Source organism: Stenotrophomonas sp. YJH_SMC_94-11, assembly GCF_059370435.1.
In genome coordinates, this window is record NZ_JCAFTR010000011.1 from 45,700 (window position 1) to 68,880 (window position 23,181).

The window sequence follows — 23,181 nt, forward strand, 5'->3', positions numbered from 1 at the left end:
GGTAGGTGTCGACCTTGGTCGACACAGATCCATGCCATGCGTGGATGACGTTTCCGGTGGCGGCGATGGGGTCAGACCCCTTTTCCGTCGGAAAAGGGATCTGACCCCCAGGAACGTCAACCGACTTCGTACAGCTCCAGCGGCAGGCCATCCGGGTCGGCGAAGAAGGTGAAGCGGCGGCCGGTGTATTCGTCCACGCGGATCGGTTCGCAGTCCACGCCGTGGCTGGCCAGGCGTTCTATGAACGGCTCCAGCGCAGCGACCCGGAACGCGAGGTGGCGCAGGCCCTGGGCCTCCGGGCGGCTGGGGCGGGGCGGTGGCGAGGGGAACGAGAACAGTTCCAGCTGGCTGCCGTCGGGCAGGGCCAGATCCAGCTTCCAGGAGTCTCGCGCGGCGCGGTGGTTCTCGGCCAGTACGCGCAGGCCGAGGATACGGACGTAGAAGTCTTTTGAACACGCATAATCGCTGCAGATCAGTGCCGCGTGGTGGATGCCCAGCAGGGCGTCGGAACCGGTGTTCATTGCAGGGTGTCCAGCCAGCGCTGGGCGATCTTCTGCGCCAGCGGGTACGGTTCGGGATCGTTGCGATTGGTCAGCACGATCACGGTCAAGTGCTTTTCCGGGTATCGCACGATCACGTTTCGAAAGCCGATGCTTTCGCCACTGTGCCATTGCACCGGGCCGTTCAGGCGCCATCCGAAGCCGTAGTGCGGCACATCCGGTTCGGATGTCGATGTGGCCGGGCTGAACATCGCGCGGCGCGAGGCCTTCGACAGCAGGCGGTCGTCGTACAGCGCCGCATCCCAGCGGGCGAGGTCGTCCAGCGAGGAGTAGATCCCGCCATCGCCGAGCACGGCACTGGTGGCGCTCTGGTCGGTGCGCTGCCAGCGGCCATCGATCCAGCTGTAGCCATAGGCGCGTGCGGCGATGGTATCGATGCCGTCCTGATGGGCCACGGTGTGGGCCATGCCTAGCGGGCGGAAGATGCGCTGTTGCAGGAAGGCTGCGAAATCCAGGCCGGAGGCGCGGCCGACGATCAGTGCCAGCAGCGCATAGCCGCTGTTGCTGTAGTGGTACTGCGTGCCCGGCGCGAAGTTCAGCCGGTCCTGGCGCGACAGCAGGGTCAGCACATCGGCGTCATGCACCTGCCGAGTGTCAGCCGGATCCATCAGGTCTTCGTAGTCGAGCAGGCCGCCGGTGTGCGAGAGCAGCTGGCGGATCGTGATAGCCGCGGCAGCCGGGGGCAGTTCGGGCAGCCACTGCCGGGCAGGTTGATCCAGCCCAAGCCGGCCATCCTCCACCAGCAGCAGCACCGCCGCAGCGGTGAACTGCTTGCTGACCGAGGCCAGCCGGAAGTTGCTGGCCGGGGTGACGGCGGTGCCGTCCTCCACCACCGCCAGGCCGTAGCCACGGCGGAACACCGCTTGCCCGTCGTGCAGCACCAGGACTGCAGCGCCGGGTACCTGGCCGTCGTAGGCCTGCATCAGCCCGTCGATGCCCGCATCCGGTGGTTTCAGCACCGGTGCGGCGATACCCGTTGAAGGCAGCAGGCCCAGCACGACGGCGAACAGGGCGACGGCAGGGCGCATGACGGCTCCGGAGGGGTCAAGGTGAAGGCGTGGGCGTAGTGCTGGCCGGCTGCACCATCCAGCGTTCCATCTTACGGTCAAGCACGTCCAGCGGCATCGAGCCGTCCTTCAGCAGTTCGGCGTGGAAGCGGCGCAGGTCGAAGGCGGCGCCCTGGCGCGCCTTGGCCTTGTCGCGCAGGGCAACGATGGTGGTCAGGCCGGCGACGTTCGACAGTGCCTGGCCGGGCTGGGCCATGATCCGCTCGACTTCGGCACTGGCGTCGTCGCTGCTCATGTCCACGGTCTTCTGCAGGTAGGTGACAGCCTGCTGCTTGCTCCAGCCCTGGGCGTTCACGCCGGTATCGGCTACCACGCGGGCGGCGCGCAGCAGGCGCGAGTACAGGTAGCCGATGCGGTCGTAGGGATCGGTGTAGATGCCCAGGTCCTCGCCCAGCGTTTCGGCGTACAGGCCCCAGCCTTCGACGAAGGCGAGATCGCCACCGAGGCGGCGGAAGCGTGGCAGCTTGGCCAGCTCCTGCTGCAGGCCCAGCTGCACGTGGTGGCCCGGGATCCCTTCGTGCAGGTACTGCACCGGCACGTTCCAGCGCTTGCGGCTGGGCAGGTCGCGGGTGTTGATGTACAGCACGCCCGGTTGCCCGGCCGCCGACGGCTGATAGGCGGCAGCGGCGGCGGTCAGTGCGCGCTCCGGCTCCACCGCACGGACCTCCAGCGGTGCCTTCGGCAAGGTATCCAGCACCTGCGGCAGGCGTGCGCTGACCTGCTGCTGCACCTGGCGGTAGCGGTTGATCAGCGTGTTGGCGTCGCCGTACTGGAACTGGCGGTCGTTGCGCATGCTGCGCAGCAGCTTGGTGGGAGAGCCGCGCAGCTTGGCATCCTTCATCACCGTGGCGATCTGCGCCTGCAGTTCCTGCACGCGCTGTTCGCCCAGCGCATGCAGTTGTGCGGCGGTCTGGTCGCTGGCGGTGGTCTGCACGATCAGGTTGGCGTACCAGGCCTGGCCATCGGGCAATGCGCCCAGGCCGCTGCTGGTGCGTGTGGCCGGCAGGTATTCGGTGGCGATGAAGCCGCGCAGGGCGCGGTAGGCCGGCATGATGCGCAGCTCGATCATGCGCTTGTATTCGGCACTGATGCGCGCCTTGTCCTCAGCCGGGATGGTGTTCGCCATGGTGCGGATCGGCGACCAGAAAATGCTCTCCTCGGCGGTCGGCTTGATCACCGCATCCAGCTGCGGCAGCACTTTTTCCATCAGGTCGCGTGGTTGCACCACGCCGGCCTTCATGCCCTGGCGCATGTTGTCGATGGCCTGGTCGAACAGCTCGGGAATGCCCAGCGAACGGCGTGACCAGGTGTCGTAGTCCTGCACGGTGTTGAATGGCTGCGCGCCCGCACCGGAGCCGAGGATCGCCATGATGCTGCCGATGTTGTAGTACTGGCTGATCGGCATCATCCAGCTCGGGTAGCGCTCGGCGGCCAGCGATGCGCGCGCGTCGCGCACGAAGATCTCGTAGCTGAGCAGGTCCTGGCCCTGCAGGCCGTCACTGCCGAGCTTCTCGACCTTGCCCAGCCATTGCGTGGTGAAGTCGTGCGACTGCTGGCGCCAGGCGGCGGACAGGATGTTGGGCAGCTGGTCGTTGTAGCGGGCCTCGCCTTGGAAGGTCGCCTGCAGCGGATTCAACCGCATCGAGGCATCCCAGTATTCGTCGTACAGGCGCTCCAGCTGCACCTGCTTGGGTACGGCCCGGGCCGGGGCGACCGGGCGGGGCGCGGCGCGGCGCGCCGAGCTGCCACGCGCCGGCGCGGTGGCGCGGGCGGGCCTGGCCTTGGGCTTGGCAGCCTGGCGGGTCTGCGCAGCGGCAGGGCGGCTGGCCTTTTTCTTCGCTGCTTCGGCCGACGGCATGGCACTGAACAGGAACAACGCGGCAATGGCGGCGGCCAGGGCGCGGGTGGGATGCGGCATCAGGAGCTTCCGTGGAACACAGACCGTGGAGCTTGCACGATCCGGCCGCGTACGGCCAGCGTGAAGGCGCAGTCAGCTTTTTGCCGCTGGGGCTTCAGTCAGCCGCGGCCGCGGCGCGCAGGGCGGCGGCCCTGTCGGCGCCCAGGTAGCGGGTGATCGCGCGCCGCATCAGGTACAGCAACGGGATCAATGCGATCGCAAAGCCCATCTTGTAGATGTAGTTGACGCTGCTGACGGCCAGGAACAGCGACGTCGGCCAGTGCTGTGGGCCGAGCACGAAGGCGATCCAGATCACCACGAAGCTGTCCACCACCTGGGAGATCGCGGTGGATCCGGTCGCACGCAGCCACACGTGGCGCTCGCCGGTGGCCTGGCGGATGCGATGGAACACGGCCACGTCGATCAGCTGGCCGAGCAGGAAGGCCACCAGCGAACCGGCGATGGTCCACATGCCCTGGCCGAACACCGCGGCGAATGCCGCCTGGTAGTCCGGCACGCCGTGGCCGTCCATCGAGGTGACCCACCAGCTGGCCGGAGCCAGCGAGATCGCTGCGAAGGCGAACAGGAAGCCATAGGCGATCAGCACCACGGCCAACCACGAGATGAAGCGCACGCCGCGCTTGCCGAAAAACTCGTTGATCGTGTCGGTCATGATGAACACCACCGGCCACAGCAGGGTACCGGCGGTGAAGCTGAGCGAGCCGGTCTGGCCAAACAGGTTCCAGTTCAGCGGATCGATGCCGAGGGTGTCTTCCAGCGCGAAGATCTTCACCCCGATCAGTTCGGCCAGCACGGCGTTGCCGCAGAAGAACGCGGCCAGCACGATGAACAGCAGGACCGCGCGGTCCTGCAGCGGGCGCTCGATCGGCGCCGCGGTTGTCATTCGCTGCGTTCGCCTGCGCGCGTGAACGGAACGCTGGACGGTGCGACGGCACCGCCGGAAATGATGAAGCTCATGGCCTGGTCGACGGTCCAGTCGGTCGGGGTCAGCAGCTCCACCGGCACGATCTCCAGGTAACCCGAGGTCGGGTTCGGTGTGGTTGGCACGTACACCGCGGCCAGTTCACGGTCGGTACCGTGCTCCTTGATCACGCGGGTGACCAGCCCGACCGACTTCATGTCGCGGTGCGGGAAGTCGATCAGCACCACGCGCTGGGTGCTGCCCGGTTCGGTCTGCAACATGTCCAGCAGCTTCTTGGCGCTGTCGTAGATGATGCTGGCCAACGGAATGCGCTTGATCACCGCGCCGACCCAGCGCAGCAGGCGCTGGCCGAGCACACGGCGGCTGGCCACGCCCACCGCCAGGATCACCAGCAGGGTGGCCAGCAGGGCGATGGTGTTCTGGATCCACTCGGCACGGACCCAGCCGAGGTAATGCGGGAAGCTTGTCGCGATCTGCTCGGAAAGCGGCACCACCAATGGGCTGGAAATGCCCGAAAGCAGCACGAACACGAACTTGACCACGACCCAGGTCAGCCAGATCGGCAGCAGGGTCAGCAGGCCGGTCAGGAACAGGCGCTGCAGGGAGGGGCGGGGGACCAGGGCGGGGGCTTCGAGCGACATGCGCGCATTGTAGCGGCCACGGCCGGTCGATTACGCTGGGGGATCGACTGCGGCAACGATGCATGGAAGGGAAGCTGTGTTGAAGATTCTGCGCGGACTGGGCTGGGCCCTGGCAGGACTGCTGGTGCTGGCCATCGTGGTGTGGTGCGCCTCGCGCATGTGGCCGGTGCCGGAATCACGGCTGCAGGCCCAGCAGCGGTTGCAGGCCCGCCTGCCCGCTGATGGCCGCAACGGCTTTGCGCTGCTGTGGACACTCGCGTTCGACGATCTCGACCCGGACCAGCGCGATCAGGCGTTGGCCCGGGATGTACAGCGCTGGGAGGCGGATCCGCGCGGCAATGGCGGCGCCCGTCCGCAGCTGGCAGAAGACCACGTCGAGCTGCATTCACGGCCTTCGGCCAGCTGCGGACCGACCGCCAGTGACTGCCTCGGCCAGGTACGTGCGGACCCGCAGCGCTTCGTCGATGCCCACGCTGGCCACCAGCAGCTGCATGCGCGCCTGGACCAGCTGGCCGATGCGGATCACTTCGTGTCGCCGTTCCGGCCAAAAGGGGAAGGCATCCTGGTGCCGATGCCGGCCTATGGTTTGGTGATCGACGCCACCAGCGCACGCGCGCTGGCGTATGTGCAGGGTGATATCGACGGTGCGCTGCGTGGCAGTTGCCGGGGGCTGCAGCTCGGCCGCCGGCTGGTGACGGGCGGCAGCTACCTGGTGGAGAGCATCATCGGTGCCAGCCTGGTGCAGGCCAATGCCCAGCTGCTGGCCGACATGCTGGTCGAACTGCCGGCCGACCAACCGCTGCCAGCGGAATGCGAGCAGGCGATGAAGCCGATGCTGGCCGCCGAACAGAGCCTGTGCCGTGCGATGCAGGGTGAGTATGCGATGAGCAGGGCTGCGATCGAAACCTCGGCGCAGGAGTTCGGTGGTGTGCTGGTACTCGATCGCAGCAGCACCCTGGCGCGTGCGGCGGGCAACCTGGGCTGGGCCTGTGGTGCGGCGGCGATGACCGCGCTGGAGGGGGATCGTCCGCTGCCGGTACCGGCACCGCCGCAGCATGACTTCGGCTGCCTGTCGAACATCATGGGGTGCGTGCTGGCCGATATCGCGGGCCCGGCCTATCCCGCCTATTCGTCACGGCCCCAGGATGCCGCCGCGATGGTGCGGCTGATCGGTGCGCAACGCTGGCTGCGACAGCAGGCCGAGGACCCTGTGGTTGCGCTGAAGCGCTTGCCTGCCCAGTTCCGCTCGCAGGTGCGGGCACCGCAGTTGTCGGCCGATGGCCGCCGCCTGCAGGTAGCGCGGCGCTCAGCGCCGCGCAGCACCGACGAGAGCCCATGGTTGTCGGTACCGATGGTGGCGGGGGACGCCCCGCCCGCCGCCGCGCGCGACTGAGCAACGGTGGCCAGTGCGCGCTGTCCTCGTCATCCTCGCGGCTGCCTTCGCTCCGCGTCGCACCGCACAGGCATACGCGCATACGCGCGCATCGGAGCCTCCCTGGCAGGGCAGCAGAGTACAGCGCCCGCGCCGGATCAGCGCGCGTGTGGCTTCAACCGCAGATAGACCTGCTTGCGCACCTGGGCGACCACCTCGCCGCTTTCGTCGACGACGTCGTTGCTGAACCAGCGCAGCACCTTCTCGCCGCCCGCTGCTTCGGCACGCAGTTCGGCCAGCAGCGCATCGTCGATGCGGAACGAGGTGCACACCGTGCCCCGGCCAGGCTTGAGGAAATCGATCGCACCGGCCCGGTCCCACACGTAGTAGTCACGGCCGAGGATGTGCAGCAGGCCCAGCATCCAGAACGGGTCGGTCATCGCGAACAGGCTGCCGCCGAAATGCGTGCCGACGTAGTTGCGGTTCCACGGCCGCAGCCGCAGCTCGACGTCGATCTGCCGGTAATCGGGCGTGATGCGGGTGACATGGATGCCGGTGAACAGGAACGGCGGCCACAGGTTGATGCCGAAGCGGAACAGGCGGGCGTTCATGCGGGTCCGGGGCGCGAGGCGAGGCGTCCAGTCTAACCATTCGCATGCGTATGTTGCACCCCGGGCGTGTGTGCAACGGCGGCGTGCATGTCCTGCCTCATGGGCCGTCGATCATGTACCCGTCGCGGCCGTTGGCCTTGGCCTGATAAAGGGCGGTGTCGGCGCCTTCCACGAAATGGTGGGGCTGCAGTTCGCCGTCGGGCACGCGGGTGAATACGCCGATGGTGAGCGTGACGGTATCGTCGCTGCCATCGCCCGGCGCCGGCAATGCGCGCACGCAGGCAATCAGGTCCTCAATCACCTGGCGTGCGCCCTCGGCCGGTGTATCCGGCAGCACCAGCGCGAATTCGTCGCCACCGTAGCGTGCGGCCATGTCGCGCGGGCGGCGCGCATGGGCGCCGATCAGGCGGGCGACATCACGCAGCACGCGGTCGCCGACCTGGTGCCCGTGGCGATCGTTATGGCGCTTGAAGTGGTCGACGTCGATCAACGCCAGGCTCAATGGCTTGCCGCTGCGCCGCGCTGCATCGCATTCCTGCTGCAGCGACTGCTCGAAGCGGAGGCGGTTGCCCAGGCCGGTAAGGGCGTCGCGGTTGGCCTGGCGGTGCCAGGCCGAGATCCGCCACACCGCCCAGACCAGCAGTGCCAGCGTCACGCCCAGCATCGCGCTGGCCGGCGCCCACCACAGGTCACTCGTGCGCAGCAGCAGCCAGCTCAGCAGGGCAGGCATCGGCAACGAACACAGCGCGACCAGCCAGGGCAGGCGCAGGCCGAGCAGGATCACGCACAGCGCCACCAGCACACCGCTGATGGCGTGCTGCCAGGCATGCGGTAGAACATCGATCTGCTTGTGCTGCAGCAGCATCGAGGTGATGTTGGCCTGGTACTCGCTGCCGCTCATCCAGAACTCGCGGGTGGTCGGGGTCAGCAGGCGGGGCGCGATGCCGCTGGCCGTCATGCCAACGACGATGCGGCGGCCATGCAGCATCGCCATGTCCACGTGGCCATCGAGAACGTCCGCATAGGACACCTGTGGCAGCCGCTCGGGGGGGCCGGCGTAGCGCACGCGAACGTAATCGTCGCGACGCCATTGATAGGGCGAGCCCAGTTCCGGGTCGGGATCGGGCAGGCCGCGTACGGCACCGGCAGGCAGGTCGGCCAGTGCCAGGCCCAGTGCCGGCCAGTGCGGCTGGCCGATACCTGCGTGCAGATAGACGCCACGGGCGACGCCGTCGCCATCCACCTCGACATCGGTGTGGCCAATGGCGGCAGCACTGGCAGCGATCTGTGGGATCGGCAGCATTTCCTCGGCCATGCGGTCGCCGGCCGCCGGTGCGGCCAGCACCGGCAGCACCACCCGGCCATTGCGTCGGATGGCGGCCGCCAGCTGATCATCCTGTCGGCTGTCACGGCGATCCGGTTCGGACAGCATCAGGTCCAGCGCGACGCGTTCGGCGCCGGCATCGGTCAGGCGGTCAAGCAGGCGTGCATGCACCGAGCGTGGCCAAGGCCACTGGCCGATGCGCTGCAGGCTGCCTTCGTCGATGGCGACGATCAGCACGCTGGGATCGGGGCGGTACTCCCAGTTGCCGACCAGCGCATCATAGGCCGCCTCGTCCTGCCGCCACAGCCATTGTCCCTGGCTGGCCACGACGGTCAGCACGCCGGCCAGCAGGGCCAGCAGGATCCGCTTCGACCATGGCAGCGGCGAGCGCCTCACAACAACAACCAGAGCAGCAGGGCACCGCCACCCGCGCCGTAGCACAGGCGGCACGGCAGCGGGACCTGCTGGGCAGGCGAGAACGCGCTGGCGTGGCCGTCATCGTCGATGTACTGCACGCGTACATGCAGGGTGCCGCTCCACGGGCGCTTGAAGCTCACCTGCGGATGATCCACGGTTTCGTCGACCAGCGGTGCCTTGAAGTCGCCGCGGCGATCCACCTGCACCCGGTAGCGTTGGCCTTCGCTGCCGGCCTGCCAGCGCAGCGTCAGCTCGCCGTGTGCGGCCTCGGGCGGTTGCAGTGCCGGGTCCACTGGTTCATTGCTCAGCTGCAGCGGCAACGCCTGGCCATAGCGGCCCTGTCGGCCTTCGCCATCGCGCGAAGCCACGCGCCAGTAGTACTGGCCGGGCGGCAGCGGTCGCGTCAGGCGCAGGTCGGTCGCATGGGTGGCCTGCTCCTGCAGGGGCTGCAGGAAGCTGGGCTCGGTGGCGATCTGCAGGACGCTGCTGCGCGCACCGGGGGCCTGGCTCCAGCGGAAACGCGGGCGGTCGCTGTTGATCGTCTGCCCATGCAGCGGCGATACGGTCAGTGGCGGTGGTGGCTGGTCACCGAGCTCGAAATCGGCGCTGGCATCCAGGCCTTCGACCCCCTGGGCGTCGACCGCGCGCAACAGGATGCGCAGCTGGCCAGGCGGCAGGTCGCCGATCGCCAGCCGGGTGTCGGCGGTGGTGGCGGCGAACAGGAGGATCTCCGGCGTTGCCGCCTGCACCACTTCCACCCGGTAATGATCGGCGCCATTGACCGGTTCCCAGGCAAGCAGGGTCGGCAGCGGCGCCAGGCGCAGCGCGTCATTGCGCAGCGCCGGCGCCGGCAGCAGTGCAGAGACCGCAGCGGGCGCCGCATCGGCACTGCTGCTGCGGGTGGCCTGGCCCGGCCGGACCAGGCGCTGGCCATGGGAGTTGCCGACCTGCACCTTGCCCTGCAGGACCTCGGTGGCACCGACGTGCCCGTCATCTCCGGCGCTGACCCGGAACACCGTGCCGCGCACGCTGCTGGTCGCGGTGGGCGCATCGATGATGTAACGCGAGGCGGGACCGCGCGCCGGCGTCACCCGGTTGCTGGCTCGCCCCTGCTGCAGGCGCAGTCGGGTGTCGACCATGCCGGTGTGGCCGTAACGGCTCAGCTGATCCAGGCGCAGGCGCGAGTACTCGCGCAGCTGCAGGCGCGAGGCATCGGCGAATTCCAGGGTGATGCTGGAGTCGCCTTCGGTCTCCACGGTGTCACCGATATGCAGCTGTTCGCCGGCCTGGAGCGCGCGGGTCGCCGTGCCATCGGCGCCTGCCAGCGCGACCTTGCCGCGCACGGACAGCACCCGGGCCGGCGCCGGTTCGGTGCGCAGCCAGCTGATCGGGAAGCGCAGCAGCTGGCCCGGCGGCAACTGGTAGGGGTTGTCGATGCGGTTGTGCTGCTGCAGCTGCTGCCAGCGTACCGAGGGCTTCAGGTAGAGCCCGCCCAGGTCCCACAGGGTATCGCCGGGCCGGACCCGATAGTTCCAGTCCTGAGCGCCGGCAATGGCGGGCATCAGGAAGAGGGCGCAGAGCAGAGCGCCCGTTAAATGCATGGCGAACGACAGAGAGCGGACGACGGTCACAGTTTGCAATCCCGGCAATGCGGGGGTGCAGCTGCAAGACCCCATGGCCCCGACCTCATCCCCCCGAACGGATCGTGGCAACCGCGTGGCCACCAGCGCGGGCATTATTGCCCGCGTTCAGTGCAGGAATTCTGAACGGAGCGGGTTCCCGTTCAGAACAGCAGCGACGCCATCCTGCGGCGGTACTGGCCGACCAGGTCCTCGTCGGAGATCACATTGAAGGCGTCGATCAGGGCCTTGCGCGGCAGGCCTTCCTCGAATCCGCGGTCGATCCGCAGCATTTCCAGGAACTGGGCCAGCGCGGCCTCGTCATGACCGCCGAGCAGCAGTTGCACGCCACGCAGGTGGCGGGCCTTGAGGTCCTTGCCGTCAGCGGCGATGCGTGCCTCCAGCACCTCGGCGGCCGGGGCATCTTTCAGCGCGGCGGCGAAGGCCAGGCGGGCGCGGGCACGCACGGCGCGGTCGTCGGTAGCCAGATTGGCGGGCAAGCCGTCGATCAGGGTGCGTGCCTCGTCCACGCCACCGATCTGCAGCAGGGCCAGGGCCAGGTCGAGCTTCAGTTCATCCTTGTCCGGCTCGGCGGCGATCTGCGCACGCAGCACATCGACCTGCGCCTGCGGATCCAGCGGGGCGTCATCTTCGGGGGCAGCATCGCCCACATCGGCCGGTACGATGCCGTGCTGGGCCAGGAACTCACGCAGCTGGCCTTCCGGAATGGCGCCGGGGAAGCCGTCCACCAGCTGGCCGCCCTTGACCAGGAACACGGTGGGCACCGAGCGGATCTGGAAGGCCGCAGCGATCTGCTGTTCCTTGTCGACATCGACCTTGGCCAGCTCGAACGCACCGTTGTACTCGCCAGCCAGCTTTTCCAGCATCGGGCCCAGGGTCTTGCACGGCCCGCACCAGGTGGCCCAGAAGTCGACCAGCACCGGCGTCTGCAGCGACTTCTGCAGGACTTCGGCCTCGAAGGTCGCAGTGGTGGCGTCGAATACGTAGGTCGTCTCGGTCATGGGGAAAGCATCGCTTGGCATCTGGAGACCGATTCTATGGTGACGATCGATGTCCGTCTCAACCCTGCCGTCACATCGCGCGCGACGGCCTCGGGGGCGTGGCACGCAGCACAGCCCGTGGATCACCCGCTTTCCGGAGCTGACCGGCGTGCTGGCCGAGGTGCGCCGGAAGTACCCGGCCTCGGCCGCGCGCTTGGCGCACTGCGTCACTGCCGCGACAATGCGTTGATCCATTCTTTTCCGGGTGACTGCGCGCAATGTCCATGGTCCGGCTTGATCGTTGGTTGGGACTGCTTGCTGCAGTCGTGTTCGTCCTGGCTGTGTCTGGCTTCGGTGCCGGCCTGGAGGGCTATGCACAGGCCCGCCACCCGGTGGCGCTGCTGGGGGCGCGGGGCGTACCGCATGCGCTGGCCTTCAATCTGCTTGGCTTCGTGCTGCCCGGCGTGCTCGCTGCGGTGGTGGCTGAGCGCCTGCGCCGCAGCCTGCCCGCCACTGCCGGCTGGGCACCGAGGGTCGGCAGCCAGATGCTGCTGCTGGCTGGCCTGGGCTTTGCCGCGATGGGCTTGCTGCCGCTGGACGTGGACGATCTGCATGGGCCCGCCAGCCAGCTGCATGCCAGTGCCTGGATGATCTGGGTGCTGGGCTTCGTCGCCGGAACCCTGTTGCTGGGCACGACACAGCTGCGTCAGGCGCATGGCCGCGCCCTGGGCGCCCTGGCCCTGGGCTGCGGCGTGCTGGCTGCGGTGGCCGCGTTTGCCCTGCAGGGCGTCCTGCCGGCGCCGCTGGCACAACGGCTGGCGTTCGCCTGCTGGGTGGCCTGGCTGGCCGCCGCACTGCCGCTGTCGCGCCAACGCTGAGACGGCTCCCGGGGCATCGCGGCGCCCCCCCCAGGCAGGCAGGATTGGAGACGTTTGCCGCACTGCGGTACGCTGTACCGCTTTGCCGCCGCATCCGCGTGTTCCATGACCAGCGCTGAAACCAACGCCTACGACCCGCAGCAGGTTGAATCCGCCGCCCAGCAGTACTGGGACGCCACCCGTGCCTTCGAGGTCGACGAGACCTCGGACAAGCCGAAGTACTACTGCCTGTCGATGCTTCCGTACCCGTCCGGTGCGCTGCATATGGGCCACGTGCGCAATTACACGATTGGCGACGTGATCAGCCGCTACAAGCGCATGACCGGCCACAACGTGCTGCAGCCGATGGGCTGGGACGCGTTCGGCCTGCCGGCGGAAAACGCCGCGATCAAGAACAAGACCGCGCCGGCAGCGTGGACCTACAAGAACATCGACCACATGCGCAGCCAGCTGAAATCGCTGGGCTATGCCATCGACTGGTCGCGCGAGTTCGCCACCTGCCGTCCGGACTATTACGTCCACGAGCAGCGCATGTTCACCCGCCTGATGCGCAAGGGCCTGGCCTATCGCCGCAACGCGGTGGTGAACTGGGACCCGGTCGACCAGACCGTGCTGGCCAACGAGCAGGTCATCGACGGCCGCGGCTGGCGCTCCGGTGCGTTGGTGGAGAAGCGTGAGATCCCGCAGTGGTTCCTGCGCATCACCGACTACGCCCAGGAACTGCTGGATGGCCTGGACGAGCTGGATGGCTGGCCGGAATCGGTCAAGACCATGCAACGCAACTGGATCGGCCGCTCGGAGGGCCTGGAAATCCAGTTCGACGTGCGCGACGTCGATGGTGGCGTGCTGGATCCGCTGCGCGTGTTCACCACCCGCCCGGACACGGTGATGGGCGTGACCTTCGTGTCGATCGCCGCCGAACACCCGCTGGCGCTGCACGCAGCGAAGAACAACCCGGAACTGGCCGCGATGCTGGCCGACCTGAAGCAGGGCGGTGTATCCGAGGCTGAACTGGAAACCCAGGAAAAGCGCGGCATGGATACCGGCCTGCGCGCGCTGCATCCTGTCACCGGCGAGCCGGTGCCGGTGTGGGTCGCCAACTTCGTGCTGATGGGCTACGGCACCGGCGCGGTGATGGCCGTTCCGGGCCATGACCAGCGCGACAACGAAGTGGCCAACAAGTACGGCCTGCCGATCAAGCAGGTGATCGCGCTGAAGGATGCGCGCACCGACGAAGAGCGCAACTGGGACGGTAGCCGCTGGCAGGACTGGTACAGCGACAAGAGCCGTGCGTTCGAGCTGGTGAACTCGGCCGAGTTCGACGGCCTGGATTTCCAGGGGGCCTTCGAAGCCCTGGCCGAACGTTTCGAGCGCAAGGCCCAGGGCCAGCGCCGCGTCAACTACCGCCTGCGCGACTGGGGCGTGAGCCGCCAGCGCTACTGGGGCTGCCCGATTCCGGTGATCTACTGCGACAAGTGCGGTGCGGTGCCGGTGCCGGAGGAGCAGCTGCCGGTGGTACTGCCGGAGGACGTGGCGTTCTCCGGGACCGGTTCGCCGATCAAGACCGACCCGGAATGGCGCAAGACCACCTGCCCGGAATGCGGTGGCGCCGCCGAGCGCGAGACCGACACCTTCGACACCTTCATGGAGTCGAGCTGGTACTACGCCCGCTACACCTCGCCGGGTGCCCGTGACGCTGTCGACAAGCGCGGCAACTACTGGCTGCCGGTCGATCAGTACATCGGTGGCATCGAGCACGCGATCCTGCACCTGATGTATTTCCGCTTCTATCACAAGCTGCTGCGCGACGCGCGGATGGTGGACAGCAACGAGCCGGCGCGCAACCTGCTGTGCCAGGGCATGGTGATCGCCGAGACCTACTACCGCCCGAATCCGGACGGTTCGAAGGACTGGATCAACCCGGCCGATGTGGAAGTGCAGCGTGACGAGCGCGGCCGCATCACCGGCGCCACCCTGATTGCCGACGGCCAGCCGGTGGTGGTCGGTGGCACCGAGAAGATGTCCAAGTCGAAGAACAACGGCGTGGACCCGCAGGCGATGGTCGGCAAGTACGGCGCCGACACCGTGCGCCTGTTCTCGATGTTCGCCGCGCCGCCGGAGCAGTCGCTGGAGTGGAACGAGGCCGGCGTGGACGGCATGGCGCGCTTCCTGCGCCGCCTGTGGGCCCAGGTGCAGAAGCATGCTGCCGACGGTGCCGCCCCGGCGCTGGACGTTGCAGCACTGGATGCCAACCAGAAGGCGCTGCGCCGCAAGACCCATGAAACCATCGGCAAGGTCGGTGACGACTACGGTCGCCGCCACAGCTTCAATACCGCCATCGCAGCGGTGATGGAGCTGATGAACGCGCTGGCCAGGTTCGAGGACGACAGCGAGCAGGGCCGCGCGGTGCGCCAGGAAGCGCTGCAGGCCGTCGTGCTGCTGCTGAACCCGATCACGCCGCATGCCAGCCACGCCCTCTGGCAGGTGCTGGGCCATGGCGAGACGCTGCTGGAAGACCAGCCGTTCCCGCAGGCCGACAGCAGTGCGCTGGTACGCGATGCCCTGACCCTGGCGGTGCAGGTCAACGGCAAGCTGCGCGGCACCATCGAGGTGGCGGCCGATGCCGCGCGCGAGCAGGTCGAGGCGCTGGCGCTGGCCGAGCCCAACGCGGCCAGGTTCATGGAAGGCCTGACGGTGCGCAAGATCATCATCGTCCCGGGCAAGATCGTGAACATCGTCGCCGCCTGATGTACCTCGCACCGGCCACCCGCGCGGTGGCCGATGCCTTTCCAGAAGCAGGGCCGGGTGCTTGATGGCCCTGCATTCACGCGGCTTCGGGCACGCTGTGTGTTGCCGTGATCGCCCGGCTCCGCCAGACTGTCTCCATGACCCGAATCCTGCTTGCCCTCGTTCTTGTCCTCGGCCTCGCCGGCTGCGGCTTCCATCTGCGCAACAAGCTGATGCTGCCGACCGACACCGCCCCGGTGAAGGTGGTATCCACCGCCCCGTACAGTGAACTGGTCAAGCTGCTCAATCGCAGCCTGCTGGCCTCTGGTGCCAGGCTGGCCGATGAGGACAGCAAGGAACCCAGTACCCAGCTGCAGGTGTTGTCCGAGCGCTGGGGTGACCTCCCGATCGCCATCGACTCGCAGGGTCGTGCGCAGGAGTACAGCCTGCGCTATGCGGTGATCTTCATCTTCCGCCGCGAGGATGGCAGCGAACTGGTCCCGCAGCAGGTGATCGAACTGTCGCGCGACTACGTGTCGCCGCCAACCGACGCCACCGGTACCACCACCGAACGCGAAATCCTGGCCACGGAGCTGCGCCGGGAAATGTCCGCCTCGATCATCCGCCGTATCGACAGCGTGGTCCGCGCCGAGATCGAGAAGGGGGGCAGCCTGTCCGCGCCGAAGGCCAAGCCGATCGAGGGCGCGGTGCCGGCAGAGCCTGCCGCCGCCGTCAAGCACTGAGCGGCAGCGACGATGGAACTGCGTCCGGAGCAGCTGGCCAGCCAGGGCGCTGACACCGCGTTGGCGCCGGTGTACCTGATCGCAGGCCCGGAAACACTGCGCGTACTGGAAGCCGCAGATGCCATCCGCGCGCGTGCGCGCGCCTCGGGCATCGGCGAACGCGAAGTGTTCGATGCCGACGGGCGTGATTTCGACTGGAACCAGCTTGACGCCAGCTTCAATGCGCCAAGCCTGTTCAGCGCCCGCCGCCTGGTCGAGGTGCGCCTGCCCAGCGGCAAGCCGGGCAAGGAGGGCGCCGAGGTCATCAGCCAGTTCTGCGCCAACCCGGCGCCGGACGTGGTGTTGATGATCACCGCCAATGAATGGAGCAAGGCCCACCAGGGCAAGTGGGCCGAGGCGGTCAGCCGCATCGGCGTGCTGTCGGTGGCATGGGCGATCAAGCCGCACGAACTGCCGGACTGGATCGAGCGCCGCTTGCGCGGCAAGGGCCTGCGTGCCGACCCTGCTGCCGTGCAGCGCCTGGCTGAGCGGGTGGAGGGCAATCTGCTGGCCGCCGCCCAGGAAATCGACAAGCTGGCGCTATTGGCCGACGGCCAGCCGTTGGATGTGGAACGGATGGAGTCGCTGGTGGCTGACGCTGCCCGCTACGACGTGTTCCGGTTGGTGGAGGCGACGTTCTCCGGCCAGCCGCCGGCGGTGCTGCGCATGCTGGCCGGCCTGCGCGGTGAAGGGGAGGCGGTGGCCGCATTGATGCCGATCGTGATCCGCGAACTGCTGGCGGGCGCAGGCCTGGCCCGCGTGCAGGCGCGTGGTGGCAACCTGGCCGCTGAAATGAAATCGCGCGGCATCTGGGAATCGCGGCAGGCGCCTTACAAGCGCGCGCTGCAGCGGCACCCGGAAGGCAAGCGCTGGGAGCGCTTCGTGGCCGAGGCGGGGCTGGTCGACCGCATTGCCAAGGGGCGCGCTGACGGCGACGCCTGGCTGGCGCTGGAACGCCTGCTGGTGGCCGTGGCCGAGCCGCGTGCCGTGCGCCTGCTGGCGCGGGCCTGAGTGATGAGCCTGCGGATCTACTACGGGGGCACCTTCGATCCGGTGCACCTCGGGCACCTGGCGATCGCGCGTGCGGCCCGTGATGAACTGCAGGTCGCCGTGCGCATGCTGCCGGCCGCCGATCCGCCGCACCGCGCGGTGCCCGGCGCCACCGCTGAGCAGCGCTGCACGATGTTGTCGCTGGCCATCGGCGACGAGCCGGGGCTGCTGCTGGACCGTCGCGAACTGGATCGTGCCACCCGCTGCCCCGGTCGCCCGTCGTACACCGTCGACACCCTGCGCGAGCTGCGTGGCGAGCTGGGCCCGAGCCGGCCGCTGGCCTGGCTGGTGGGCGCCGACAGCCTGCTGGGGCTGTCCGGCTGGCACGAATGGGAGGCCCTGTTCGATCTGGCCCACTTCGTGGTGGCCGAACGGCCGGGCAGTCCGTTGCAGGCGTCGATCGATGGCGAGCTGGGGCGTGCCCTGCAAGGGCGCTGGGCCGACAATGAGCAGGCCCTGTTCGCCAGCCCGGCCGGGCGCATCCTGCGCCTGCACCACCCACTACGCGGGGAATCGGCCAGCGCAGTGCGCTCGCAGATTGCCGCTGGCGGTCCCTGGCGCGCACTACTGCCCCCGGCCGTGGCCGACTATGTCGCTGCACACGGGCTGTACCGCCCGGCCACGGCGTGAATGGCGCGGCCGCGCCATCCCCGTATAATCGCCCCCACGTTTATCGAGTCGATCCACTTTGAGCAACCAGACCCAGCCCCAGACCATCAAGGTCGATCTGCCCAGCCCGCCGCCGTCCGTGCCGGAACTGCTGGCCAGCGTCCGCCAAGCCACCGAAGACCTGAAGGCCAAGGACCTGGTCGAGATCGACGTGCGCGGCCGGTCCAGCGTTGCCGACTACATGATCGTCGTTTCGGGCACCTCGACCCGCCACGTCAAGTCGATTGCCGATGAAGTCGTGCGCTTCGCCAAGAACATCGACGTGATGCCGCTGGGCGTTGAAGGCGAGCGCGAAGCGGAGTGGGTGCTGGTCGATCTGGGCGACGTGATCGTCCACGTGATGCTGCCGCGCGTGCGTGAGTTCTACGCGCTCGAGCGCCTGTGGACCGTCGGCGACCAGCCGCCGTCCAGCGACGACGAAGTGGCCTGAGCCGCACGTTGATGCATCCCTTCGACGGCGCCGATGGCGCCGTCGACGTTTTGGAGGACCATTGATGAAAGCCCGCCTGATCGCCACCGGTGAACGCGCGCCCAGCTGGGTCGCGCAGGGGTTCGCCGAATACCAGAAGCGGCTGTCGCATTGGCTGCCGTTCGAGCTGGTGGAAATCGAACCCGGCCTGCGCGGCAAGGGGCGCGATCCGCGCCGTGCCACCGAGGATGAAGGCAAGCGGGTCATCGCCGCGCTACCGAAGAACGCTTACGTGGTGGCACTGGACGTGCCGGGGCGGCAGTTGAGTTCCGAGCAGCTGGCGCAACGCCTGGAGCATTGGCGCGGGCAGGGCCGGGACCTGGCGTTCCTGATCGGTGGCCCGGAAGGGCATTCGCCAGAGGTCTCTGCGCTGGCCGACGAAAAGTGGTCGATCGGACCGCTGACGCTGCCGCACATGCTGGTGCGTCTGGTGGTGGCCGAGCAGCTGTATCGGGCTGCCGCAATGATTGCCAATCACCCCTACCATCGCGCGTGAAGAGTGGTTATACTAGTCGTCTGCCCGAATAGCTCAGCCGGTTAGAGCACTTGACTGTTAATCAGGGGGTCGTTGGTTCGAGTCCAACTTCGGGCGCCACCTTGAGAAACCTGCATCGCGAGATGCAGGTTTTTTTTTGCCGTGTTGTGGCGGCGAGCCCATGCTCGGCTGCATTCTCCAAAGCGGGCACGCGCTCGCCGCTACAGCGTGATCCGGCCCTTCCAGAACGCTACCAGCGTGGCAATTGCTACAGCCAGGATCGCGCCGAACAGCGCCCACTCCCAGCGCGTGAAAACCGGCTCGCCGCGCTGGCGCCGGGTCTGCGCAAACAGAACAACGCCGGGCACGTACAGCAGCACCGACAGCAGCAGGTTGTTCAGGCCGCCGGCATACACCAGCCACAGCGCGTAGGCGCTGGCCAGCAGCGCGACCACGAAATCGCGCCAGCGCACGCGTGGCTCACCCGCGTAGGACTGTCCGCGCCAGGCCAGTTGCACGCCGAACGCGGTGGACAGGAAGTAGGGCACCAGGCTCATCGATGCGGCCAGCAGCACCAGGCCGGTGTAGCTGCCCGCATTGAACAGCACCAGCAGCAGGAACAGCTGGATCAGCCCGTTGCTCAACCACAACGCATTGGCCGGCACGCCACGCGCATTCTCGCGTCCCAGGAAGGCGGGCATCGTGCCGTCGCCAGCGGCGGCATACAGCACTTCGGCACACAGCAGCACCCAGGCCAGCAGCGCGCCCAGCACCGAAATGATCGAACCGGCGATGATCACCGTCGCGCCCCATTCGCCGACGATGGCGCGCAGCACGTAGGCCATCGACGGGTTGGGCAGCCCGGCCAGTTCGGCCTGCGACAGCACGCCCATCGACAGCAGGCTGACCAGGACCAGCAGCAGCCAGACCCCCAGGAAACCTATCACCGTGGCACGGCCGACGTCGGCACGGCGCGCGGCACGCCGCGAATAGATGCTGGCGCCTTCGATGCCGATGAACACCCACACGGTGACCAGCATCATGCCGCGCAGTTGCTGGCCGAGGTCGCCGAGCGCAGGCGTGCCGAAGAAGTCGGCGCGGAACACCTCCATGCGGAACGCGCCGGCGGCCAGCACCAGGAACAGTGCGATGGGCAGCAGCTTGGCCACCGTCACCAGGCCGTTGACGATGGCTGCCGTGCGCAGGCCGCGCAGCACCAGCAGGTGGACGGTCCACAACAGTACGGACGAAGCGGCCACGGCGGCTGGCGTGTTGCCTTCGCCGAACACCGGCATGAAATGGCCCAGGCCGCTGAAGATCAGCACGAAGAAGCTGGCATTGCCCAGTACCGAAGCGACCCAGTAGCCCCACGCCGCGGAGAAGCCGATGTAGTTGCCGAAGCCTTCGCGTGCATATGCGTAGATGCCGGTGTCCAGGTCCGGACGGCGGTTGGCCAGGGCCTGGAACACGAAGGCCAGCATCAGCATGCCCGCACCGCTCAGCGCCCAGCCGATCATCGCGGCGGCCGGGCCGGCACTGCGGGCAACGTTCTGCGGCAATGAGAAGATGCCGGCGCCGACCATCGAGCCCACCACCAGTGCAATCAACGCCGGCAGGCCGAGGCGTTGCGATGTCGTGGCCATTGAAATCCCCAGCGGGCCGGATGCCGCGAGCACACCCTAGCCATGTGCTCGTGAACATGGCTGCAAGGCCGGGTGTGCGGGAACCGGCATGGACAACGATCAGCCAGGAAACGACGAAGGCCCGGGCAACAGCCCGGGCCTTCGAAGCAAACACAGCAGCGGGATTACTTGAACGTGTACTTGGCGCCGACAGTGAAGTACCGGCCAATCGCACCACTGAAGTGCAGCGGGTTGTAATTGACTGCACCATAAGTGCTCGGGTCGAGCGGCGCGATGCGGTCAAACACGTTCTGCACCGAAGCGTTCAGCTCGAAGGCTTCGGTGATGTTCCAGCGGCCGGACAGATCGAAGGTGGTGAACGAGGAGATCTTCTCTACCGGCTCGCCATCTTCATAGAAGGCCAGGTAGTCACCGCCGCGGCGGTCCTTGTTCTCCAGCTTGCTGACGTAGTTGGCCACGCCGCTGATGCTCCACGGGCCCTGCTTCCAGGTGGTGCCGAAGTTGATGCGGTCCTTCGGCGTGCCGATGCAGTTGGTCACGTCGCAGTTGCCGTGGGTGCCCACATAGTCGACGGTGGTATCACCCTCGGTGCGCTCGAACTTGAGCACGTGGCTCCACTGCAGGTCCATTTCCAGCTGGCCCGGGCCGATGTCGAAGGTCTGGCGGATGTCGGTGTCGATGCCGCGGACGCGCGAGGAGTTTGCATTCACGTAGGCGGTATTGACGGCCAGGATGGTGCCGCTGTTGGCGACTCCGCCAATGTTGTTGGCATCGCGGAGAACGTTGCCCGCGGCGATGGCGTCGGCCGTGCTGCCCTGCGCGATTTCGTTGGTGCGCTTGATTTCCCACGCATCCACGGTCAGCGAGGTGGTCGAGGTTGGCTGCAGCACGATGCCCACCGAGTAGCTCTTGGACTCTTCCGGCTTCAGGTCCTTGTTCGGCCGCGTGATGATCGCCACCGAGCGCGCGGTGCATTCGTTGGCCGGGTCGATGGCGCAACGCACCGGATCGCGGGCGTTGGAGAAAGCGGCCAGGCCACCGTCACCGTTCTCGGCCGGGTTCGGCGCACGGAAGCCTTCAGCGTAGCTGGCGCGCAGTGCGATCCAGTCGGCCGGGGTCCACTTCACGCCCAGTTTCGGCGTGGCCTTGCCTTCGCCGCTTTCGTACTTGTCGTAGCGGACCGCAGCGCTCAGCTCCAACTGCTCCAGCACCGGTGCGGACAGTTCGGCGTAGCCGGCATACACATTCTGCGTGCCGTCGTAGGCCGAGTAGCCCAGGCCGATGATCTGGCCGATATCGGTGAAGGTCTGCGGCGTCAGGCTGTTGCTCGTCTTGCGCCACTCCGTACCGAAGGCCAGGCCCAGCGGACCGCCCTTGAGATCCATCAGGCTGCGCGAGATGGTGAAGTCGAACATGTCCAGGCTCGACTTGGCACGCGCGCTGATGGTCGGGCTGATGGCATCGTAGACCGACTGCGGCGTCTGCGAGGCATTGTCGCCGATGCGCCAGGTGCCATAGGGGCAGGCCGGATTGCCCAGCACGCAGCGTACTGCGTCATAACGCAGGAAACCCGTGCGCTTGTTGACCAGGTCGGTGCCGGAATGCAGGTAGGCGGTGTCGTAGCTCCAGTCGCCCCAGTTGCCCTTGACACCCACCAGGAAGCGGTTGAACTCATTGGTATTGTCGGTCACGCGCGGGCCCACGTCCCACGCGCTGTAACGCAGGCGGGCCGCGGTGGGCAGCGGGTTGTCCGGATGACCTGCATACAGCTGGGTCGCACCGGCACCGCTGTTGGCGTTGACCGGGCCGCCAGGGTAGCCCCAGCCGCCGGATACGCCGGATGGCGTATTGCTGAAGATCGTTTCCTTCTTCGAGTAACCGATCTCGGTATAGACCTCGCCGCCTTCACCAAACGCGAAGCTGGCGCGGCCGAACACGTTCACGTACTTCTCTTCCGGGCTCAGGTCGCGGTACTGCTGCGCCGGATCCCACAGGCAACCCTGGGCCTGCGCGGTCGCGTCACTCTGCCCGGGAATCGTGGTCAGCCCGGCGCAGCCCGGCAGGGCAACCAGATGGCCGGTGGCATCGAACACCGAACCATTGGGACCCACGCCGCCGGCGGTACCGCCCGACAGGTAGGCGCCGCCCAGGAACTGCGCGTCTGCAGCGTCGTAACCCCAGCGCCGGATATCGCCGGTGCCGATCCACTTGCGGTTCTTGCGGTCGCTGATCTTGATCGCGTCGGTCTTGCCGACGTCCAGGCTGAAGAACGCATTCCAGCCATCGCTGGACAGGTCGCCGGTGCCGGCAGTAAGGGTCGCCTTCTTCGCATCGCCATCGCCGTCACCGGAAATGCCGTAGGAACCGCGCAGGATGGCGCCTTGGAAGTCGCTGCGCAGGATGATGTTGACGACGCCGGCGATGGCGTCGGAGCCATAGATCGCCGAGGCGCCGTCCTTGAGCACTTCCACGCGCTCGACGGCATCGAGCGGGATGGTGCTGAGGTCGGTGAAGACCTTCTGGCCGTCATCGGCCAGGCCGTAGGTGGCCATGCGGCGGCCGTTCAACAGCACCAGCGTCGAGCCGGCGCCCAGGCCACGCAGCGAGATGCCGGCGCCGCCACCGGCGAAGCCGTTGCCGAAGGTCTTGGGAATGGAGCCTGCGCCGTCGGCGGTCAGGGTCTGCAGGTACTCGGCGACCGTGGTCTTGCCGGTGCGGTCGATTTCCTGGCGGGTCACCACCTGCACCGGCGACGGTGTCTCGGTGTTGGTGCGCGGGATGTTGGAGCCGGTGACCGTGATGCGGTCGAGGTTGGTGGCCTGCTCCTGTGCAAAGGCTGAGGAAGAAGCCACGGCGCCGACCAGCAGCAGGGTGCTGCCAGCAAGGATATGGGTGATGGACGATGCCAGGGTGGTGCGGCGGCGGCTGGCGGGCCGTTGGATCGGGTGTTTCACAGCTTCTCTCCTAACTGGAAAACCGTAGCGTTGAGGGCTGTCGCCGGATCGATACCGGGACGCGCCAATCTAGGTTTCCAGC

Annotated in this window: 20 protein-coding genes and 1 tRNA gene; 10 read left to right on the forward strand and 11 right to left on the reverse strand. The window is 67.6% G+C overall.

The annotated features are described in order from the left end of the window. Positions 1–116: 116 nt before the first annotated feature. From gloA2 to AC5P74_RS17615, 5 genes are all read right to left on the reverse strand, one after another. Entirely contained in the window at positions 117–521 is a 405-nt protein-coding gene (gene gloA2 / locus AC5P74_RS17595) for an SMU1112c/YaeR family gloxylase I-like metalloprotein (protein WP_053498965.1), read from the reverse strand. Beyond that, the gene (locus AC5P74_RS17600) at positions 518–1,588 is read right to left on the reverse strand and encodes a serine hydrolase domain-containing protein (protein WP_053498963.1); all 1,071 of its coding nucleotides are present in this window, start codon (positions 1,586–1,588) and stop codon (positions 518–520) included. The genes gloA2 and AC5P74_RS17600 overlap by 4 nt, the downstream gene beginning before the upstream one ends. Positions 1,589–1,604: 16 nt before the next feature. Further along, positions 1,605–3,545, reverse strand: coding sequence for a DUF885 domain-containing protein (locus AC5P74_RS17605; protein ID WP_495205010.1), 1,941 nt, complete (start codon positions 3,543–3,545; stop codon positions 1,605–1,607). A gap of 94 nt (positions 3,546–3,639) precedes the next feature. Next, positions 3,640–4,428, reverse strand: a complete 789-nt coding sequence (locus tag AC5P74_RS17610; RefSeq protein WP_065185485.1) for a queuosine precursor transporter — start codon at positions 4,426–4,428, stop codon at positions 3,640–3,642. Beyond that, complete coding sequence (locus tag AC5P74_RS17615; RefSeq protein WP_005418129.1) at positions 4,425–5,108, reverse strand: DUF502 domain-containing protein; 684 nt, start codon at positions 5,106–5,108, stop codon at positions 4,425–4,427. Before AC5P74_RS17615 ends, AC5P74_RS17610 begins: the two co-directional genes overlap by 4 nt. Before the next feature lie 76 nt (positions 5,109–5,184). On the opposite strand from AC5P74_RS17615, the gene AC5P74_RS17620 reads away from it, so the two are divergent. Continuing rightward, positions 5,185–6,501 carry a hypothetical protein gene (locus AC5P74_RS17620; RefSeq protein ID WP_495205011.1) on the forward strand — a complete coding sequence of 439 codons (1,317 nt, stop codon included), beginning with the start codon at positions 5,185–5,187 and terminating at the stop codon, positions 6,499–6,501. Between the two features lie 137 nt (positions 6,502–6,638). On the opposite strand, the gene AC5P74_RS17625 is transcribed toward AC5P74_RS17620, so the two are convergent. The 4 genes from AC5P74_RS17625 to trxA all read right to left on the reverse strand — a co-directional run bounded on the left by AC5P74_RS17625 (position 6,639) and on the right by trxA (position 11,473). Then, positions 6,639–7,091: a DUF4442 domain-containing protein gene (locus AC5P74_RS17625; RefSeq protein WP_053498955.1), complete on the reverse strand. Its 453-nt coding sequence runs from the start codon at positions 7,089–7,091 to the stop codon at positions 6,639–6,641. Positions 7,092–7,188: 97 nt separating this feature from the next. Continuing rightward, complete coding sequence (locus AC5P74_RS17630) at positions 7,189–8,811, reverse strand: CHASE2 domain-containing protein (RefSeq protein ID WP_171957211.1); 1,623 nt, start codon at positions 8,809–8,811, stop codon at positions 7,189–7,191. Then, positions 8,808–10,508, reverse strand: coding sequence for a FecR family protein (locus AC5P74_RS17635; protein WP_495205012.1), 1,701 nt, complete (start codon positions 10,506–10,508; stop codon positions 8,808–8,810). Before AC5P74_RS17635 ends, AC5P74_RS17630 begins: the two co-directional genes overlap by 4 nt. A gap of 107 nt (positions 10,509–10,615) precedes the next feature. Next, a complete protein-coding gene (gene trxA, locus AC5P74_RS17640) occupies positions 10,616–11,473 on the reverse strand; it encodes a thioredoxin (RefSeq protein WP_053498949.1) in 858 nt (285 codons plus the stop codon). 49 nt (positions 11,474–11,522) lie between these two features. Between trxA and AC5P74_RS17645 the strand changes: the two genes are divergently transcribed. The 9 genes from AC5P74_RS17645 to AC5P74_RS17685 all read left to right on the forward strand — a co-directional run bounded on the left by AC5P74_RS17645 (position 11,523) and on the right by AC5P74_RS17685 (position 18,622). Next, positions 11,523–11,702: a hypothetical protein gene (locus tag AC5P74_RS17645; RefSeq protein ID WP_141750768.1), complete on the forward strand. Its 180-nt coding sequence runs from the start codon at positions 11,523–11,525 to the stop codon at positions 11,700–11,702. A gap of 28 nt (positions 11,703–11,730) precedes the next feature. Continuing rightward, complete coding sequence (locus AC5P74_RS17650; protein ID WP_049459673.1) at positions 11,731–12,330, forward strand: DUF998 domain-containing protein; 600 nt, start codon at positions 11,731–11,733, stop codon at positions 12,328–12,330. 105 nt (positions 12,331–12,435) lie between these two features. Continuing rightward, positions 12,436–15,078, forward strand: coding sequence for a leucine--tRNA ligase (leuS, locus tag AC5P74_RS17655; protein ID WP_005418117.1), 2,643 nt, complete (start codon positions 12,436–12,438; stop codon positions 15,076–15,078). Between the two features lie 137 nt (positions 15,079–15,215). Beyond that, positions 15,216–15,800, forward strand: a complete 585-nt coding sequence (locus AC5P74_RS17660) for an LPS-assembly lipoprotein LptE (RefSeq protein WP_005418114.1) — start codon at positions 15,216–15,218, stop codon at positions 15,798–15,800. Positions 15,801–15,812: 12 nt separating this feature from the next. Beyond that, complete coding sequence (gene holA / locus AC5P74_RS17665; protein WP_049414424.1) at positions 15,813–16,850, forward strand: DNA polymerase III subunit delta; 1,038 nt, start codon at positions 15,813–15,815, stop codon at positions 16,848–16,850. Positions 16,851–16,853: 3 nt separating this feature from the next. Further along, complete coding sequence (gene nadD / locus AC5P74_RS17670; protein ID WP_005418110.1) at positions 16,854–17,519, forward strand: nicotinate-nucleotide adenylyltransferase; 666 nt, start codon at positions 16,854–16,856, stop codon at positions 17,517–17,519. A 58-nt stretch (positions 17,520–17,577) separates the two neighbouring features. Then, positions 17,578–17,988 carry a ribosome silencing factor gene (rsfS, locus tag AC5P74_RS17675; protein WP_005418109.1) on the forward strand — a complete coding sequence of 137 codons (411 nt, stop codon included), beginning with the start codon at positions 17,578–17,580 and terminating at the stop codon, positions 17,986–17,988. A 64-nt stretch (positions 17,989–18,052) separates the two neighbouring features. Then, complete coding sequence (gene rlmH, locus AC5P74_RS17680) at positions 18,053–18,523, forward strand: 23S rRNA (pseudouridine(1915)-N(3))-methyltransferase RlmH (protein WP_005418108.1); 471 nt, start codon at positions 18,053–18,055, stop codon at positions 18,521–18,523. A 22-nt stretch (positions 18,524–18,545) separates the two neighbouring features. Beyond that, positions 18,546–18,622: transfer RNA gene (locus AC5P74_RS17685), tRNA-Asn, on the forward strand. 101 nt (positions 18,623–18,723) lie between these two features. Here AC5P74_RS17685 and AC5P74_RS17690 read toward each other — a convergent pair. Then, on the reverse strand, positions 18,724–20,145 hold the full coding sequence (locus AC5P74_RS17690; protein WP_053498946.1) for a basic amino acid/polyamine antiporter: 1,422 nt from the start codon (positions 20,143–20,145) through the stop codon (positions 18,724–18,726). Positions 20,146–20,309: 164 nt separating this feature from the next. Further along, entirely contained in the window at positions 20,310–23,099 is a 2,790-nt protein-coding gene (locus AC5P74_RS17695; RefSeq protein WP_053498944.1) for a TonB-dependent receptor, read from the reverse strand. Between the last annotated feature and the right edge of the window lie 82 nt (positions 23,100–23,181).

What these genes read in the sequence shown, in the direction of transcription:
- AC5P74_RS17645 (WP_141750768.1), top strand. Translation starts at nt 11,523, where the DNA reads ATGTCCGTCTCAACCCTGCCGTCACATCGCGCGCGACGGCCTCGGGGG.
- AC5P74_RS17660 (WP_005418114.1), top strand. Translation starts at nt 15,216, where the DNA reads ATGACCCGAATCCTGCTTGCCCTCGTTCTTGTCCTCGGCCTCGCCGGC.
- leuS (WP_005418117.1), top strand. Translation starts at nt 12,436, where the DNA reads ATGACCAGCGCTGAAACCAACGCCTACGACCCGCAGCAGGTTGAATCC.
- holA (WP_049414424.1), top strand. Translation starts at nt 15,813, where the DNA reads ATGGAACTGCGTCCGGAGCAGCTGGCCAGCCAGGGCGCTGACACCGCG.
- rlmH (WP_005418108.1), top strand. Translation starts at nt 18,053, where the DNA reads ATGAAAGCCCGCCTGATCGCCACCGGTGAACGCGCGCCCAGCTGGGTC.
- gloA2 (WP_053498965.1), bottom strand. Translation starts at nt 521, where the DNA reads ATGAACACCGGTTCCGACGCCCTGCTGGGCATCCACCACGCGGCACTG.
- AC5P74_RS17610 (WP_065185485.1), bottom strand. Translation starts at nt 4,428, where the DNA reads ATGACAACCGCGGCGCCGATCGAGCGCCCGCTGCAGGACCGCGCGGTC.
- nadD (WP_005418110.1), top strand. Translation starts at nt 16,854, where the DNA reads ATGAGCCTGCGGATCTACTACGGGGGCACCTTCGATCCGGTGCACCTC.
- AC5P74_RS17635 (WP_495205012.1), bottom strand. Translation starts at nt 10,508, where the DNA reads ATGGGGTCTTGCAGCTGCACCCCCGCATTGCCGGGATTGCAAACTGTG.
- AC5P74_RS17650 (WP_049459673.1), top strand. Translation starts at nt 11,731, where the DNA reads ATGTCCATGGTCCGGCTTGATCGTTGGTTGGGACTGCTTGCTGCAGTC.
- trxA (WP_053498949.1), bottom strand. Translation starts at nt 11,473, where the DNA reads ATGACCGAGACGACCTACGTATTCGACGCCACCACTGCGACCTTCGAG.
- AC5P74_RS17625 (WP_053498955.1), bottom strand. Translation starts at nt 7,091, where the DNA reads ATGAACGCCCGCCTGTTCCGCTTCGGCATCAACCTGTGGCCGCCGTTC.
- AC5P74_RS17600 (WP_053498963.1), bottom strand. Translation starts at nt 1,588, where the DNA reads ATGCGCCCTGCCGTCGCCCTGTTCGCCGTCGTGCTGGGCCTGCTGCCT.
- AC5P74_RS17690 (WP_053498946.1), bottom strand. Translation starts at nt 20,145, where the DNA reads ATGGCCACGACATCGCAACGCCTCGGCCTGCCGGCGTTGATTGCACTG.
- AC5P74_RS17615 (WP_005418129.1), bottom strand. Translation starts at nt 5,108, where the DNA reads ATGTCGCTCGAAGCCCCCGCCCTGGTCCCCCGCCCCTCCCTGCAGCGC.
- AC5P74_RS17605 (WP_495205010.1), bottom strand. Translation starts at nt 3,545, where the DNA reads ATGCCGCATCCCACCCGCGCCCTGGCCGCCGCCATTGCCGCGTTGTTC.